This is a genomic window from Scatolibacter rhodanostii (assembly GCF_900197595.1).
In the GTDB taxonomy this organism is placed as follows: domain Bacteria; phylum Bacillota; class Clostridia; order Oscillospirales; family Acutalibacteraceae; genus Scatolibacter; species Scatolibacter rhodanostii.
In genome coordinates, this window is record NZ_FZLO01000004.1 from 143,277 (window position 1) to 160,874 (window position 17,598).

12 protein-coding genes are annotated in these 17,598 nt (G+C 40.3%); all 12 read right to left on the reverse strand.

Annotation, left to right across the window (positions count from 1 at the left end; all coding sequences use genetic code 11):
* Nucleotides 1-21 precede the first annotated feature (21 nt).
* Nucleotides 22-2,046: a family 10 glycosylhydrolase gene (locus CS931_RS09535; RefSeq protein WP_099205555.1), complete on the reverse strand. Its 2,025-nt coding sequence runs from the start codon at nt 2,044-2,046 to the stop codon at nt 22-24.
* A gap of 14 nt (nt 2,047-2,060) precedes the next feature.
* The gene (locus tag CS931_RS09540) at nt 2,061-4,190 is read right to left on the reverse strand and encodes an alpha-amylase family protein (protein ID WP_099205556.1); all 2,130 of its coding nucleotides are present in this window, start codon (nt 4,188-4,190) and stop codon (nt 2,061-2,063) included.
* A 24-nt stretch (nt 4,191-4,214) separates the two neighbouring features.
* Complete coding sequence (gene garR / locus CS931_RS09545; protein WP_099205557.1) at nt 4,215-5,093, reverse strand: 2-hydroxy-3-oxopropionate reductase; 879 nt, start codon at nt 5,091-5,093, stop codon at nt 4,215-4,217.
* A 12-nt stretch (nt 5,094-5,105) separates the two neighbouring features.
* Complete coding sequence (locus CS931_RS09550) at nt 5,106-7,064, reverse strand: family 10 glycosylhydrolase (protein WP_159459796.1); 1,959 nt, start codon at nt 7,062-7,064, stop codon at nt 5,106-5,108.
* Between the two features lie 37 nt (nt 7,065-7,101).
* Nucleotides 7,102-7,929 carry a carbohydrate ABC transporter permease gene (locus CS931_RS09555; protein WP_099205559.1) on the reverse strand — a complete coding sequence of 276 codons (828 nt, stop codon included), beginning with the start codon at nt 7,927-7,929 and terminating at the stop codon, nt 7,102-7,104.
* An 11-nt stretch (nt 7,930-7,940) separates the two neighbouring features.
* Nucleotides 7,941-8,861 carry a carbohydrate ABC transporter permease gene (locus CS931_RS09560; RefSeq protein WP_099205560.1) on the reverse strand — a complete coding sequence of 307 codons (921 nt, stop codon included), beginning with the start codon at nt 8,859-8,861 and terminating at the stop codon, nt 7,941-7,943.
* A 198-nt stretch (nt 8,862-9,059) separates the two neighbouring features.
* The gene (locus tag CS931_RS09565) at nt 9,060-10,493 is read right to left on the reverse strand and encodes an ABC transporter substrate-binding protein (RefSeq protein ID WP_099205561.1); all 1,434 of its coding nucleotides are present in this window, start codon (nt 10,491-10,493) and stop codon (nt 9,060-9,062) included.
* 44 nt (nt 10,494-10,537) lie between these two features.
* Nucleotides 10,538-11,197 (reverse strand): GntR family transcriptional regulator, encoded by a 660-nt coding sequence (locus CS931_RS09570; RefSeq protein WP_099205562.1) that lies wholly within the window; start codon nt 11,195-11,197, stop codon nt 10,538-10,540.
* A gap of 338 nt (nt 11,198-11,535) precedes the next feature.
* Complete coding sequence (locus CS931_RS09575) at nt 11,536-12,216, reverse strand: GntR family transcriptional regulator (RefSeq protein WP_159459797.1); 681 nt, start codon at nt 12,214-12,216, stop codon at nt 11,536-11,538.
* Nucleotides 12,217-12,252: 36 nt separating this feature from the next.
* Nucleotides 12,253-13,389, reverse strand: a complete 1,137-nt coding sequence (locus CS931_RS09580; protein ID WP_099205634.1) for a glycerate kinase family protein — start codon at nt 13,387-13,389, stop codon at nt 12,253-12,255.
* 422 nt (nt 13,390-13,811) lie between these two features.
* Nucleotides 13,812-14,783 (reverse strand): glycosyltransferase family 2 protein, encoded by a 972-nt coding sequence (locus tag CS931_RS09590; RefSeq protein WP_099205565.1) that lies wholly within the window; start codon nt 14,781-14,783, stop codon nt 13,812-13,814.
* A 14-nt stretch (nt 14,784-14,797) separates the two neighbouring features.
* Nucleotides 14,798-17,350 (reverse strand): YfhO family protein, encoded by a 2,553-nt coding sequence (locus tag CS931_RS09595; protein ID WP_242964965.1) that lies wholly within the window; start codon nt 17,348-17,350, stop codon nt 14,798-14,800.
* Between the last annotated feature and the right edge of the window lie 248 nt (nt 17,351-17,598).

Sequence of the window (17,598 nt, forward strand, 5' to 3'; positions counted from 1 at the left end):
TTTATCACTATTTCTATTAAATCAATTTTTGGTATGAAAATAGATTCTTATCATATCCCATACATCAAGCTTTTCTAACACACAAAACAATCTTCCATCCTTATTTTCAACAGCAATTTTTTGACCTGCCAAACAAGATGAAACTGATATATCTTTCGCGTTTTCCGGCAATCGCACAGAAAATGCCAATTGATGAAAGGGTATAATGGCTGTCAGAGGTCGTTTGCCAACTCCGTTCACAAAGTGCAACAAAATTTCACTTTCTTTTTGGAACGCACTAACTTGCAAACCATAAGGTGCTTCCACCTCTATTATAGGATTTTGACTTACTCCCCAGTTTACACAGTTTTTCATCAGTGTCAAGTGTTCCGGCAATCCATATTTCTGCACCAACCATGAAAGCTGAAAAGGCAGAAACAACACTTCCCCTTTTCCGCATTTCGATGTGACAATCAATGGGATATCGGTTTTGGGTGATAGAATGGATGCTCTTTCGGGTGGTGCTCCCACGGCATCTAGCGGAGCAAACGGCGGCACAAGAGTGGCGAAAACTTCTGCGTTTTGGCACGGCTTTATGTAAGCTGTTTTCCCACGGTAAGGCAGCAGCTCTTTCTCTGACAATCCCTTAAAAAGATTTTGTTTCGCTTTCTCCATTCTCAAATAAGCAGCTGTCAGATTCTCGCTAGTTTCTAGTATTGCCTCTGTACCTAAAATGGACATGAGCGGTTGCAGACAATCTTTGTTTGTCCCCTCTATAATAAGACGTCCGCCTTGCTTCACGTAAGAAATTAATTTTTCACCAATTTCTTGTGTCTGAAAACCCTCCGAAACAATTATAGACGGAGCACTTTGCAGCTTTGCTTCTGTCACTTGATGTACCTTTACAACATCAAACTGTCTTTGGGTTGCTGTTAACCCTTCAAACCAACCGGTGCCACTTTCTTTTCCGTCCCAAAGCAATACTGAATCAGAAAGTATCTTTGCTTCTTGCATAATCTCTTCTGATAAAGACGCCATAGTATTGATTTCTTTTATGTTTTTTAGAATGCTTTTATCGGGGACTGTATCACTAAATCCAGTAATAGAGTGCCAAATGTAACCGCCATTTGCCGGAATTTGTGACATCCAAAACTGATATTCTGCTTCTGGAAGTCCTGTATGCCGCCAATCCATACCGGGGCAGGAATGAATAATGCCAAAAGGCAGATTTTCTTCCAAAGAACGACCCACTTTCATGGTCATCGCCGGTTTCCAAATAGGCGGCAAATTGTTTTGTCCGGCAGAAAGAATATCTTGTGACTCCGTACAAATTAAATCACAATAATCTAGCTGTTCTCTTAAGTCTTCTTTGCCGATAGGATTGTAATAAAGAATCAGGGGGAGTTCTTCTCTTTCTTCTTTAATGGCTCGGTAAATTTTCTCTGTGCACTCCCGTATTGATTCTGTTGCCCAATCAGACTTCAATAGTTCAGGCTTCTCAGGAATTTTTTCCCCATATTTATTTTGATACTTATCTTGACAAGTCTGACAACCGCAAAATTCATAGTGAGGCGCATTTAGAAAGATTCCGTCTAAATTATAGTGGGAAAGCACTTCATGAATTACCGGAACAGCAAATTCATCGCCTCGATACCCGCTATTCAAACAAGTGCTGTAAAGCAAGCTCCACTCCCCAGGTCGTTCTTTTCCATAAATAGTTGGTTCGCCCTGTTGATTGCGCACAAACCACCACGGCTTTTGTTGATAGACAACATCATCTGTTTTGCTGAAATCAAATCGGCCTACCACATTTATTCCTCTTAGATGGCACGATTCAATTATTTCTGCCAGAATATCCCTATCTTTGGGCAGATATTCGTTGATATGATGATAGGGTATCTTACTCTTATACCATGCATAAATTCCCCCAACATTCATAACTAGCGTATTACCACAAAGCTGCAACACTTCTTCTGCTATTTTATCAGGATTCATTAGGGGCGTGTCTTTCACCTGTAAATTCGTTTGAATCACACGCATCGGTTTTTGCCACCAAAGTTTGTTCACTGAACTCTCCCCTTTCACTGCAAAACCAGCATTTCATGCATGGCTATATTCTCGACGGTAAATGAGATTCTGTTCCCATTTCTTCTAACTGGAATGGTTTGTTGCGCTACCGTTAGGAACGCTGTCGTTATATTTTTATCTTCCACCTGCAATGAAATCGTATAGGGGCCTAATGGAATAATCTCCTGCATATAACCGGGTTCAGGGTCGGCACCCGTCAAGTTAACCAGATGTAAAATGAATTTCTCGCCCTGACGATACAACTTGCAGTCAAGGTGTCCAGGCCCTGACACAGTAAGCAGAGGTTCATCTCGATTTGCCCAGTTTACAACGTCTGCCAGCAAATCGCCATGATCAGGCAGTCTGTCTTTTCCATAACAGCGGTCAAAATCTCCTGCTAAATAAACACATCTTCCTCCCCCTGCCAATTCACCTGCCCAAAGTAAAGACAACTCTTTTTGTTCTTCACGAATCCAACTGAATTCAGGCGGAAAAATCGGGAATGGAGGAATGTAACTTCCGATTGGTTTCAGTGATTCAACACTTTCTACCGTACAATATCTGCCCCCAAAAGCCAAAATATCGGTGTCTTCAAACCGACTGAAAATGTCGTGTCTGTTTTCTGAAATCCTGATATAGCTGTGTGCTTCATACTTTTCCCAATTTCCTGAATCATTTGTCGTAGGGCCTTGATATCCCTTTTGCAAACGCAGTCCCAAAAATTCCCATAAATTAGGATTTGGCAATGGTTCACCGTCTTGCGACAACGTACCGCTTAGTCCTGAAAGCACCAAGCTGCCACCGGCTTCACAAAACTCTTTTATGCTTTGTGTCTGCCGTTCACTTAAAATGGCAATATCCGGCAGAATGAGCACGTTAATTCTGTTAGCATATTTTCTTAAATCATCTGCATGAATCGGAAGAAAAGGAATTCTATGCTTTGTCAATGCTTTAGTAAAACCAATCCATGGCAGTTCACAGCGTTCTTTTGGATTTTCCCTGCCATAAAAATCCGTGTTTTCCTGACTCCAAAGAATACCTACTTGTGCTACTTCTTGCCTTTTATATAGATATTTTTCGTTGGCTTCATGCCACTGAAAAACAGGGACCGGCGTTTCGTATTGCCGTCTGTCATATCCTTTTGCACCCACATGATGAAACCACGGAGAAATTCCTCCGGCAATTCCTTCTATCATCCAAAGTCGAGTTTCTTCTTTGGGGTTAGCGGACAAACGAAAGGTTCTTCTTCCTCTCACGTAATTGGCCATGCTCTCGGGCACAATCATACCTTCTTCTGATGCCAATCTCAGCAAAGACCCATTCACTGCGTTTTCTTCCATGCCTGTGTTTGCTTTTCTGCCTTGTTGATCACAAAAGACTATCTTGCTTTTGCCCAAAAGTTTTTTAATATCTACAAAGCGATTGCCCTGCTCAATTTGGTCGGCATTGAGCATACCGCACCATACGCAGTCTTTTCCGCCTTTTTCTTGCACGACTTCGTTAAAATAGTCCCAAATTTGCAGTCTGATTTCATAGTTCCATCTAACCCATATCCGATATGTTTCGTCGTTCCAATCAGGCTTTTCCGGCAATTCTCTGCCATACTTTTCTCTGAATTTTCTTTGGCAGTTCTCACAATAACAAATTGTTTTTCTGTCAAGGCCTTTCCAGTTATTGTCCGTAAAGCCTTCTGGGTGATAGCGTTCTATGATTTCTCTTAATATATCTGGAACAAACTCGGTGTAATATCCGCTGTTTACACAAGAATAATAACGCCCAGCGGCTTCAATATATTTTCCCTGTTTATCCTTGCAGAACCAAGACGGATATGCCTGCAAAAATCGACTATCCGCACGGTTAGTATCCATTCTGGCAATTACTTTTAAGCCATCTTCTCTGGCCGCAGCTGCCACTTCTGCGAAAAAGTCCGTACCATTTAAAAACTGAGCTTGATAATGCAGCAAATAGCGGCTGGGATAATACGCCACTATCCCTCCGCCATTAATCACAACTGCCTGCGCTTTTGTTTTCTTCCACTGCTCTCTCCAAAAGTCAACATCAAAAGACGCTGGATCATCTTCTGTAAAATTTGTCTGTGCAAAACGAAATGTATTTTCATACCAAGGTTTTATTTTTTCCGCCATGGTTTTCCTCCTTACGCAAAGCTGTCAGATGCTTGTTCCGGAAATTTTTTCATAATAGCGAGCCAGTGCACTGTGATCGTCTGAGCCAAAACCATTTTCTTGCAAATCTTGCAGCATTTTCATGACCTGCTCTGTCAGCGGCAACGGTATTTTTGTTTTATCAGCCGTATCCATTGCATTCAAAAGATCTTTTACGTGCAAATCTACCTTAAATCCAGGCTTATAATTCTTTTTAATCATCATCTGAATTTTTGCATTCATTACTGTTGAGCCCGCCAAGCCGCCGCAAATCGCTTCAAACACAAGCTGTGGGTCTACTCCGCTTTTGGAGGCCAATGTAAACGCCTCTGCCACTGCTGCAATGTTAAGTGCCACAATGATTTGGTTTGCAAGCTTTGTGGTGTTGCCAGCCCCAACTGCACCGCAATAAACGGCCGAAGCACCCATACAAAGCAACAGTTCTTTATTTGCTTCAAAATCTTCTTTTTGGCCGCCTACCATAATAGACAATGTACCGTCAACGGCCTTTGGCTCTCCACCTGATACAGGGGCATCTAGCATTTTCACGCCTTTAGCTAAACAGGCGTGTGCAATTTCTTGTGAAGCTGTTGGCGCAATAGAGGACATATCGATTAATATACTGCCAGACTTTGCACCCTCAAGCACACCATTTTCTTCGCAAACTGCTTTTTTCACGTGAGGTGAGTTTGGCAGCATCGTAATGATGACAGAAGATTCTTCGGCTACTTCTTTTGCTGAAGATACAGCTAAAGCCCCTTCGTTTTCCAATTCTCTGACGCTCTCTTCATTAATATCAAAAACCACGAGTTGATGTCCGGTTTTGATTAAGTTTTTAGCCATGGGCTTACCCATAATACCCAGCCCTATAAAACCAATTTTCATGATAAATCCTCCTTATTCTTCCACGATAAAAGCTTCATACATGCCTAGTCTGTCTATTTTCAGTGTTTTTACAAAGGGATATGCTTTCTCTCCTGTTAAAGTCAATTTTTTGACTTTTGCTATCTTTTTATTGGCAAACCGAATTTCAATATCAGATAAAGGTATTGGTGCAAAAAAAGTCGTTCCATTAAACCCTGTTTGGTTCAAAATTTGCAATAGATACTTGCCTTCTCCTACGCTATCAAAAAACATTTCTGTCTGTTCGGGCAAATTGCTTTCTACCTCACATGCAAACTTTTTAATGCTTTCCATAAAATTCAACACAATATTTTTGAAGTCCTCATAGCCTTGACGGTAATAAAGTGTGCCGGGCATCCATGAAAAATAGGCATTTCCTTTGTAAGCAAAAGCAGAAAAATCTTCCGAAAGATGATAACCATAACAGCGCTCAGGAGGCCCATATCGCTGCGGAGGAATAAAAGGTAAAACCGATTGCGTTTCTTTTTCTGCCACAGCTTTTCGATACCGTAAATCTAAATAGACCCAATTTCTTTTTTCAAAAGATGTGAAGATTTCTTTTGGATATGTCCCCAAATAAGCCCCTCGAATAGACTCTACTTCTTCTGTTAATTGAATACCGAAAAGTTCCTGAATTTGTTCGGGCTGTCCTTCCAGTGCCAAACCGGTTGCCAGCAGATGTGCTTTGCTGTTTTGCAAAGCTTCTAGCTGCTTAGTGGATAATTCTTTAATTCCCGGCAAAATAATCCACTGATATTTTGCTAAACTTTGTGATTCTAACTGTCCAACTTCGATTAAATCAAACAGCAAGTGCGCCTCTTTCAACATTTTGTAAATGCCCAAGCACTCATGATTTTCTGCCGCTTGTATGCCAAAAGCACGTTCAGTCACCAAAAGAATTTGAGCTCTGCTTTGTAATCGGCTAAAATAACCCACATGCTGTTTATGAAAGTGAAAGACTTCTTTTGTGGTATCAAAATTTTCCTGATCTGGATAATCTTCAAAAGAGCCGATAATACACCAGTCAAGCGTTCCCCCTGCCGCCATGTTACCGTACAGACGCATTTGATTTAAATATTTGGACACACCCATAAAGCGATAGGGAATGTCAACGGCATTAATCACACAATTGCTGGCTGTCTTATCAACAAAGCTATTTTGAACTACCGATACATTATATTCGCTGTTATAAATCCAAAAAGGAAGAGGACGGTCGACTGCAGAATTTGACTCGTTGCGAACCATGTCCGCACCATCAAGATTATAGGTACACACGGCCACATCCGGACGTTTATTATGAACAAAACTTTGAATTTTTCTAAGTAATTCATTGACCGTCTGTTTTTTAAAGTGTACATATTCTTGGAAAACAGGATTTACTGTTTCTTCTTCAGTGGGTAAAACGTGGTCTGTCTGCGCTAGAAACTTATTTTTACAGCTTTCGCACTGGCAAATCCCTACATAGTTACCGGTGTAGTCGTAGGTCTGATAGCCAAACATATTGAAGAACACACCATCTACCGGATATAAATCCAGTGCTTCGTTTAAGATACGAATACTTTCTTCTTGTTGATACGGTGCATTTACACAAGTGGCAACGGTATCGTGATAGCGAATCGGTGTACCGCTTGCCGAAACAGAAAACCATTCCGGATGAGTATGATAGAATCTTTCATGCGCCTTACTAAAATCAAAGCGGGCGATGACTTTAATATCCTCTTCATGACATTTATTGATAAGCTCCCCAAAAAAATCTCCCGCCAAATAAGGACTAGGTGTTTGAGAGGATAACTGGCTTGGATAGAAAGAGGTGATTCCTCCACAACCTACCATGCAGGCATTTGCACCAAATTCTTTTAACCGCTTCACATACTGCTCCACGTCCATACCCACATCTATATCACGCAAATTATTCTGTATCATTCTTAGTTCACGAGAATGCCACCAACCCATAATCCTTTCTCCTTCCCAAAACATCCTTTTGCTGATTTTATTGTTTGATACCGCTGACTGCTATGCTCTGTACAATATTTTTCTGTAGAATTAAAAACATAATGGTCAAAGGAATCGCACTAATGACGGCGACCGCCATACGAGGCCCATAATAAATATTATCTTGCTGTGCATTGAACATTGCCACACCGACTGAAATCAATTGCTTTTCTGTACTTTTTATGGTAACAAGCGGCCACAAATAGTTATTCCAGTTAGAAAGTACTTGCAAAATTGAAAGTGTAGCAATGAGTGGTTTTGAAAGAGGAATGATAATTCTCAAGAAAATTGTCCATTCTCCTGCTCCATCTAAAAAGGCTGATTCTCGCAACGAATCGGGAATGGTCTCGATATTTTGCTTGGCAAAAAAAGTGCCATAAACATAGGCAAAACTGCCAAAAATCAGCGGTGCCCATGTGTCGAGCAAACCCCAGTTTCGATATTGAATGAACAGGGGAACCATGCGTGATTCAAAGGGAATCATCATGACAGCCAGCATAAACAGGAACCATACTTTTTTTAGGGCAAACTTACCTTTAGCAAAGGCATATCCACACATCATTGCTGTAAATACAGAAATAAATGTATTGGTAACTGTTACGATAATAGTGTTTATGTACAGTCTCACAAGAGGTATCGTTTTAAACGCATATTCATAGTTGAATAAACTGAATTCTTTTGGTGTCAGTGAAAAAGGAGGCAGTGTCGTTGTTGCTGCACGATCAAACGAAAGCACGACTGCCCAATAAAGCGGTATTAAGATAACCGCCAACAAAATTACTAAGAAAAAAATCGTAATTCCTTTTCTTACTTTCTTCATTTTCATCGCAATATCCCTTACCTTTCATCTTTCTTGAAAAAACCGGTTAGTTTTAAATTAACCATTGTAATCGCCAGCGTAATCGCAAATAAAATCATAGCCCCTGCTGAAGCGATACCATATTGCGGCGTTTCAAAGCTGAATTGATAGATAAACATCAATATAGTTTGCAGTGTGCCGCCCGGTCTGCCAGCCGATGTGTTGCCGCCTAAAATAAACAAATCGGTAAATCGAGCCAATCCACCGATAATATTGGTGATTAATAAGAAAGAGAAGCAAGGTACCATCTGCGGAATGGTAATATGAATCCACGCTTTAATCGGTGTGGCGCCATCTACTTCGGCAGCCTCATAAATTTCTGATGGAATGGACTGAAGATTCGCTAGATTGATCAGCATGGCATATCCCAAGTTTCCCCATACAGAAATGATCGTTGCCCCGAATTTGGCAAAATTCGAGTCTGAGAGCCACCCAATAGAAACAGGTTGCGTTGTGAAAGTGGATAATACGTTGTTCAGCAGTCCCTCATTTGATTTCAGCACAACCTGAAAAACTAAAATAACACTTACACCCGTGACAATATTGGGCAGATAATAACCCACTCTAAAAAAGCTTTGCGTCTTACCTTTTCCCAGACCATTAATAAGAGAGGCCAAAACGAAGCCCATTGGTATGGACAGCAAACTCATCAAGGCCAACACCACTGTGTTTCCAACAGAACGGTGAAAAGCCGGATTTTGTAATATCAAACTGTAGTTTTTGAATCCACTGAAAGTTTCCCCATATCCCAGTACAGAAACATCATAAAAACTATATTTCACAGAAGTGAGCATGGGTAAATAGGTCAGCACCAGCAAGGTTACAAGGCTGAGGATAATAAAAGAGTACCATACCAGCTCTGTTTTCAGTCTTTCTTTCGTAATTTTTTTTGTTTTCATCTTTAACTCCTTCGGAATGAAATAACACGGAAATTGACATCAAGCCAATTTGTTTGATGTCAATTTATTCTCCTGTTTCTATACTGTCAGTGAAGTTCTCCTGCGGTTTTATCCTTAGGGTTATCCGTGTCTTCTGCCACATAAAACGAATGATTTAAGAATCAAATATTGTTTTGCGGTGAAATTGTCTTGCTATGTTTATTGTAATCCCTTCATGAAATCATCTGCATTTTTCTGAACAAATTCAGCGGCTTGCTGTGAAGTCATGTTGCCTACAAAGATTTCATTGATAACCGTTGTCAAGTCGTTTGCCAGTGTTCCAAAATTTCCGCTATCATAATAAACGTTGGTAGAAGCTGAAAATTCTAGTGGCTGTTGTTTCAAAACCTGCTCAATGGCTGTATAGTAAGCGGGTTCCATGGCTTCTTCCAAATAACTTAAACCATCAAGATAGTTCGGAATGTTATTGCTCTCAACCAACCATTCTTGCACAACAGGATCTGTCGCCATAAACTTGATGAACTCCCAAGCCATTTCTTTGTTTTCACTGGTGTTGCAAACAGCCATGTTCCAATCTCCCATGTGGCTGGAAGTATTGCCTGCATTTTCGCCTTTTTCAATATTTGGCAACGGTAAGAACATAAAACGATCAAGCAAATCGCCTGCTTGCAGTTTGTTATACACATCATAAGAAGATTCTGTGATAAACATCGCCAAATTACTGTCAGCCGTTGCAGAGGTTTCCATATCTAAGCCCTCAAGATAGTCAGGGCTGCTAAACGGATATAGGCTGTTGATATAATCAAAAACAGCTGCTGTTTCTGGTGTATTGTAATTCACTTTGGTTTCTTTAAGTGTCGGACCAAAGTCAATCGCTGGTACATCCATTGCTCTTGAAACCCAGATATAATTTTTGTTTGCGCTGCCTGCACCAAGCATGCTAATGCCATAAGTCTGCTTGCCTGTGACAGGGTCAATACCAGTGGTGCTCTCTGCTACTTTTCTTACATCTTCCAAAGACCAGTTTCCATCTGGCAGTGTCACACCATAGTTATTAAAAATCTCTTTATCTAAAACCATGAGTAGCGGGTTAGCCGTAATGGTCAATCCATAAGGAATATATTTTGAAAAATCTCCGCCGTTTTCTTCTGTTCTTCTCATAGCCAGCATACTAAACTTGCCGTCTAAAGATGGGTCTTCATCCAGCCACTTTCCAATAGGCTCTGCAATGGCCGTAATAGAAGAACCATGAAGAAGTACATCAACGTCATTGGAAAGTGCTGCTGTCTGCAAAACTGCTTTCCAGTTATCCCACGGACTTGTTTCAATTTCAAGCTTTACATTGGGATGAAGCTCATTCCAACGCTCTACAACGACTTGATAACCTGGTCTTTCAAGACCTGTTACCAAGTCCATTGAACCTGTTTCTCCCACTGTGGTAAACAATCCAGGTCCTACTAATTTTAAAGTGATGGGTTCTTCATCATTTGCAACTTCTGATACATTTGCAGAAGCTTCTTTTTCAGAAGTACCTGATGATGATTCTTTCGGGGCAGAATCTCCGCATGCTGCCAACGAAAGTGTTAAGGAAAGGCTCAATAGAACAGCCATCATTCTTTTAGCTAGTTTCATACTACTTATTCCTCCTTGTTATACACGGAATAAACCAAACTAATTTATTCGTTTATTCCCAGACTCAAAAGTATTGATTCATGATTTTTTCTGTGTTCTCTTCTGGTTTCTGCATCTTCATGCTGATAACATTCTAAAGCCCCCGGCTTTTCCATGACCAACTCGGCACATTCCAAAAGAAGTGGATTTTGTGCTGCTTGTAAAATCTGTTTATGGAACTTGAAATCTAACTCTTGTAGATGATAAAGCTCCTCAACATCCAACTCTCTTTGTTCCAACTCATCCCAAATCAAGAAAATTTGATTGGCACTTTCTTCTATCTCTTGTGCAGATTCAGCAGGAATTCTGCCCTTTGCCATTCGTTGTGCTGCATAAAAAAGAGAATCCAGCACTTCGCGAAAAATATTTCTCTCTGTTTCTGGCAAAGAAGGTACCATCATCCCTGAGCCAGGAATACGCTCCAAAAAGCCTTCTGCTTCTAATAGTGAAAATGCCTTTCGAATTGTCGTTCTACTAACTCCCATTTGCTCGCAAAGTTCAGTTTCGGTTAGTTTTTGTCCTGGTAAGAACAAACCCTCCATAACAAAAGTTTTCAACCGGTCTGATACGATATCTGCAATGGAAGTGTGTACAATCGGTAAATGCTTATCCATAGTATTTTGTGGTGGTGCTGCCTCCTCTGAATTTATCTGCGTATCAATCACTCCTCCTATCGGATTTTATAATTGTATACAAAATCCAGAGATTTCAGAAAAAACGGCCGCTGTTTTTTCTCCCATTTTTAAGAACAAATTTATATTATCATAAAAAAACTGTCTTGTATATTCATGATATTTATATAAATTATGTATTATATATAGTCAATTTGCACTAATATTAGGACAAAATTTTAAATTTTATTTTATAATTCTTATTTGTAATTCATATTCTACATAATTGCCAATTTATTGCTGCTTTCTTTAAACTGTATACAAAATACGGATTTTCGCGTTTAATTTGCGAAAATCCGTATTTCTTTTGATATTTTATTTCCCCTATGACATCATCCGTCGTTCTTTTTCAAATTGTATTCAATTACCTTGTTTTTCAAAGAATGTGTACTCTTATGGAAATGGATTTCCATATACTTTCTGGCCGCAAACTCATCATGCTGTTCCAGTGCTGCAATAATGTCATCATGCTCTTTACAGCTATAAGGAATACGCTTTTTCTGGAAAGGCACAAAATTCAATATCATATGTGTTTTTCGGTGTACAATCGCCAACTGCTCTTCTAAAATAGGGTTTCCGGCATGTCTAGCTAAAGCTATGTGAAAATCCAAATCATACTCGCGCGCGCGCGCTGGGTCATTTTCAGCACAACTCAGCATTTTTTGATTGATTCTGCGAAGCTCATCGATATGCTCTTGCTTAATTCTACTGGCCGCATTATAGGCTGAAAGCTCTTCTAACACCGCTCTCACCTGATAAAGATGCACAACATCTTCAGGCTCAATCGAAGCTACCACTACTCCAACTCGGGGATTATGAATTACGAATCCTTCTGACTGCAAAATACGGAAGGCTTCTCTGACAGGTGTTCGGCTAACACTCATGCTTTTACTTAGCTCAACTTCTTTGAGTTTATCACCAGATTTCAACTGACCGCTCATAATGCCATCTCGTATTCTTTGCGCCACCATTTCAGCTGTTGAAGACTGAATAATTCTTGCGGGGTGATCCATCCTACTCATTCCTCCTAAAAACTTCTCTATCTAAACTCAAAGACCAAGTCCTTTATACTGTCTCATCAAATTCCCTACTGTAAGAGATAAATCTTTTTCTGCTCTTTTCCGTGCTTCAGAAAAAGGAATAGCCATTCGATTTATACTGAAAACAGCAGTGACACCTTTTTGATAGGCCTCCTCTATAGGATCCGCAATATCACCCACAATCGCTATCACAGGAACGTTAGCAAGGCGAGCTCTTTCTGCCACCCCAATAACGACTTTCCCCTGCAGGCTCTGTGCATCAATTTTACCCTCACCTGTAAAAATCAGGTCAGCGTCCTGTATAATTTCTTCAAAATGAACAGTATCTAGCACTACATCAATTCCACGTTTTAATTTAGCGTCAAAAAAAGCCGCTACACCGGCACCCATTGCGCCAGCCGCCCCTCCACCTGGCAGCGTTCTAACGTCTTTGCCTAAATCTCTCAGAATAATATCGCCCAAATGCCGCACACCCTCATCCAAAAAGGGAAGCATCTCTGCCGTAGCACCTTTTTGAGGGCCAAACATGAAAGAAGCACCTTTTTCACCCGCCATGGGGCTTTCAATGTCGCACATTGCCACCAGTTCTATTTTATTTAACCGCGCATCCAATTGGGATACATCAATCCGGTCTATTTCGGTAAGTGTCCCTCCAGCAGGGATAAATTCTTGATTTGAAAAATTATAAAAGCGAACTCCTAATGCAGCTGCAGCACCGCACCCACCATCGTTTGTAGCACTGCCTCCTAAACCCAATATTATTTTGTCAACACCGCTTTCTATGGCATTTTTCATCAGCATCCCCACACCATAGGTGGAGCTGACTAGAGGGTTTAAGCGATCTTCTATTAACGGGAGTCCTGCACAGGCGGCCATTTCAATGACAGCCGTTTTTCCATGATCAATTACTCCATAGAAGCTCTGCATTTCCTCTCCTAATGGATTTTGAGCAGAACTTGTTATTTTTACACCAGCAATTGCAGATAAAAAACAATCCACACTGCCCTCGCCTCCATCGGCTACCGGCACACTTATTATTTCTGCTTGCGGGTCATGCAGCAGAATCTGATCTCTCATAATTTCACAAATTCTGAGAGAGCTCATCGTTCCTTTAAAAGAATCGGGAATTAAAACAATTTTTTTCATTTTATTATGTTTCTGTTTGCTTTGCAGCAAACTTTGCCTTTCGGCAAAAAAGAAACCCCTTTCTGCATAATTTGCGGCCAAATTATGTTCTTAAAACGGAAAATTAAATTGTATAAAAATGACTACCACAAAATGATTATACACTATTCAATCTGTAAAAGTATAGTCCTAACATTTCGGCTTAGCTTAACCAATGGTTTTCGTGTTACAAAAAAAGTTATTCTCGTCTTATTGTTAGCTGACATTTTTACAATCCCTTTAAAATAATACTGCTTATGTATTCGTTTTCCTATTTCTATACCTGTATTTTCCCATTCTTTGCCCTCACAAAATAAAATCGTAAAAAACAAGAGATATTTGCTTGGCGCAGATACCTCTTGTTAAAATATTGAAAACCATATTTATATTTTTTATTCCGACATTTATGGCTGATTTTCTTCTGATTCTGGCTGGCTTTCTAGAAACTGTTCGATTAAATAGCGCGGTCTGCCTTTAGATTCTGTATAAATTTTGCCGACATATCCTCCAACAACACCAATCGAAAGCATTTGCAATCCGCCCAAAAGCCAAATTGACCCCACTGTTGCTGTCCAACCTGACACAGCATTTCCCGAGAAATAAGAAATAAGAGCATATAACAGGCCAAAAACACTGAGAACAGAAATCAAAATACCTAGGCTGGAGATAATTTTCATAGGCTTAACAGAAAAGGACGTAATGCCATCAATGGCAAATGAAATCATTTTGCGCAAAGGATATTTGGATTCTCCCGCAAAACGCTCTTTTCTTCCGTAGTAGACATAGTCACTGCGAAAACCAATCAGCGGCACAACCCCTCTTAAAAAGAGATTGACTTCTTTATATTCACTCAAAGCATGCAGCGCGCGGCGACTCATCAAGCGGTAATCAGCATGGTTAAAAACCAATTCAACACCCAACCGATTCATTATTTTATAATATCCCTCGGCTGTTGTCTTTTTAAAAAACGTATCTGTCTTGCGCTCTTTTCTGACACCGTAAACCACGTCACAGCCGTCCTGATATTTCTCAATAAATTCGTCTAATACTTCAATGTCATCCTGCAAATCTGCATCCAAGCTAATGGCGCAATCACAGCGATCAGCGGCTGTTTCTAAACCGGCCAGCAACGCAAATTGATGTCCTCTATTGTGGGCTAGTTTAACGCCCTCAATATAGGGATTCTCCTTGTGATATTTTTCAATTAGATTCCATGTTTGATCTCTACTGCCGTCATCTACAAAAAGAATGCGGCTGCTTTCATCCAATAGATTTTTTGCCAACATGCTATTAAATTTGGCTGACAGCTCTTTCACTGTTTCAGGCAGCACTTCTTGTTCGTTATAACAAGGAATCACAAAATAAACAACAGACATCAGATTTTCCCCTTTTATTGATCTATATCGGATTTCTCTATCTCCGCAAAAGCTTTTTGCGGTTCGGGCAACTTATATTGTAAAGGGACCATTGCGCCCTCTCTTGAAAAATTTACGTTCTTTCTCTTTCTGTACTGCGCAAACGATTGTCTTTCCAATATTTTAGACGACAACTTTTTTCGGTTTCCCTTTCCGGTGTTTAGATGACGCATCATCACAAGGTAAGCAACCAAAGCAATCATCGCAGAAAGTGTTAAGACTACACCTGCTACTAACCCCGGCGTTTGATAGGTAAACTCAATCACAACTTTTTCGCCTTGAGGGACTTGTACCGACATAAACCCAACGTTTGTTTTCTCAATGAGTTGCTTTTCTCCGTTAACTTCAGCAGACCAGCCGCTTTCATATGGCACGCTAAAAAAGACCAAATTTGAACGGGAAGATTGAATTTCTGCCGTAAAACCAGTGTTGGTATAGTGGAAAGAGTAACAAGACTCTTTCGCCCTCTTCTGACAATCTTCAAAGTAAGCTTCTTGCGTATATACTTTTTCTTTCTGAGGCAAAGGCTTCAAGATTCCCGACAATCTCTCAATTTGATAGTCTTCTAAAACAATGGCTTTCAGCATAACAAGTTCTCTTTGCGACTCAGAAAGCGCATCGAAATCTGAACGAGAAATATAATACTCGTAGGTAAACCCCATAGGGATATAATACTCATTTTCCCAGATATCAAATCCGTTGGCATAGCCGTGATAAATCCAACCCGGCATCTGGGGTTCGTCATTTGCTTCACCCGCAAAATACTCCGTATCTGTCGATTCATCAAACAACCATTTTACAGAGGTAAGGCCTCGCAGCGCATAATGTGATGTCTCCGGTCGTGAAGCCACATCTCTTTGCACACCAATGCTTTCATAAAACTCCATAACCGAGCCCGGCACAATACTGTGAAAAGCCTGAATCGATTGCACGCCCCAGAACATAGCTGAATTGTCGAGTGATTCATAAAAATCTGTGCGCACAGCATCATCACGCAAATCGCTAATCTGCACATCTTTGCCGCCGTTCAGTGCATACGGTATAATATGGGTATAAGGTGATGCGGTCTGTGTTTTTCCAATTGCAATAAAATAAGCAGAATACAGCACAGCCACAAGAGAAACCATTCTAATGGTATTTTTGGCAAATCGCTTCTCTTTATTCTTATAACATTGAAGCAAAAATACCGTTATAGCCAAACAGATAAAAGCAATTGCAGCATAGGTCCAAAATCTATCTGGATATTCCATTAAACCAAATGAATAAGTTTTTTCTGTGCCGTCTTCAGCTTCTTCAATTTTAGGTATGAATCCGACAATTAATACAACTCCTGCAGTAATAGCACCAGTCCAAGTGACAGCACGTTTCCAGTCTACCGGATGGTATTCAAATGCCATAATAGTAGCCAATGACATCATCAGTGTCAGCATATAAAGCCAACGGCCATAATAAGCACTGTTAAATAGTTGAAAAGAAGCATTCAATCCCGGCACAAGTGCCATGAAAAACAAAATAAACAAAAACTTTTTCAGCCAATGCTTGCGGCGAATTTGCAGCCAGCCTATTACGCCTGTCATGCCAAATAACGGCAGCCACGCACCCAAAGACGCCCACTTTGAGCCTGAATCAGGCGTAAAATTGGGACGTGCCGGCAAATCAGGCGGGAAGAACAAGCTCTGCAAAATATGCAGATAGCGTTGCGTTTTATTATAGAATACCGCATCCCACCCGTTAATGGGGCTATTAACCCTATTATTTTGCAAAATCGTGAAAATTGACGGCAGAAGAATAACACCTGAAAGAGCTACTCCCAACACAGCTTCTAAAAATAAAAGCAAAATATCTTTTAGTGAAATTCTCCAGCTTTTGCAAATGAGCCGTAAGAAAAAATAAATCAACGTAAAAACAACTTGTCCGACAAAGAAATAGTAGTTGACGATAGCACAAGCTGCTACCGCCAATGCAAACACACCCCGACGGCGAGTTTCCATATATTCGTCTAGTGCCGCTAGCATAAGAGGGAAAAACACAATGGCCTCATGAAAGTGGTTAAAAAACACATTGTAAAGTGAAAAACCTGAAAACGCATAAAGAATAGAACCAATCATAGCATAGGTTTGATTTTTCACATATCGGTGAAGATAAATATAGGCCGTTAGCCCTGCGCAGGCAAATTTGAGCATAAAAAGAGGGCCCATCAAGTATTGAAGCCACTCAGAGGGAAAAGGAATGGTCAGCCAAAAGAACGGACTGCCCAACAGATAGAAAGAATAAGAGCCAATAAAATTAGCGCCCAAATCCGTTAGATGATTCCATCCAATATTCCCCTCACGAATCGCATCGTGTGCAATTTTATAAAAAGGAACCTGCTGAACATTAAAATCGCCGTAAAATAAAAAACGTCCCCCATTAATGAAGATAAAGGGTACAAATACAATACTTGAAAGCATCAGTGCTATTAAAAAAGTCCTCAAAAAATAGTTATCCCGCCATGTGGGTTTCGGCGATTTCGGCATAATGGAGTTCAAACTCTCACCCTTCCTTACTTTTAAACTTTATCTCAACTTTTATCCGTATTTAATTTTGCTAGCCCTTGTTCCTTAGCTTAGCAAAACAAAAATATGCAAAGTTTTACTTTTTGTGATATGATAGATAAAATATCATATCCCTTTTTCACTCTTTACATCTGCGGCAGGAGGCACCTCGTGCCGACAATCCATTTTTCCAATGAGTCCAACATAGTTGGACTCTATTATACCATAAATTTTTTGTTGGA

Bases quoted from the DNA above. Each gene is read 5' to 3' on its own strand.
- CS931_RS09580 (WP_099205634.1), bottom strand. From the start codon at position 13,389: ATGAAAAAAATTGTTTTAATTCCCGATTCTTTTAAAGGAACGATGAGC.
- CS931_RS09540 (WP_099205556.1), bottom strand. From the start codon at position 4,190: ATGGCGGAAAAAATAAAACCTTGGTATGAAAATACATTTCGTTTTGCA.
- CS931_RS09555 (WP_099205559.1), bottom strand. From the start codon at position 7,929: ATGAAAATGAAGAAAGTAAGAAAAGGAATTACGATTTTTTTCTTAGTA.
- CS931_RS09575 (WP_159459797.1), bottom strand. From the start codon at position 12,216: ATGGATCACCCCGCAAGAATTATTCAGTCTTCAACAGCTGAAATGGTG.
- CS931_RS09560 (WP_099205560.1), bottom strand. From the start codon at position 8,861: ATGAAAACAAAAAAAATTACGAAAGAAAGACTGAAAACAGAGCTGGTA.
- CS931_RS09550 (WP_159459796.1), bottom strand. From the start codon at position 7,064: ATGGGTTGGTGGCATTCTCGTGAACTAAGAATGATACAGAATAATTTG.
- CS931_RS09590 (WP_099205565.1), bottom strand. From the start codon at position 14,783: ATGTCTGTTGTTTATTTTGTGATTCCTTGTTATAACGAACAAGAAGTG.
- garR (WP_099205557.1), bottom strand. From the start codon at position 5,093: ATGAAAATTGGTTTTATAGGGCTGGGTATTATGGGTAAGCCCATGGCT.
- CS931_RS09565 (WP_099205561.1), bottom strand. From the start codon at position 10,493: ATGAAACTAGCTAAAAGAATGATGGCTGTTCTATTGAGCCTTTCCTTA.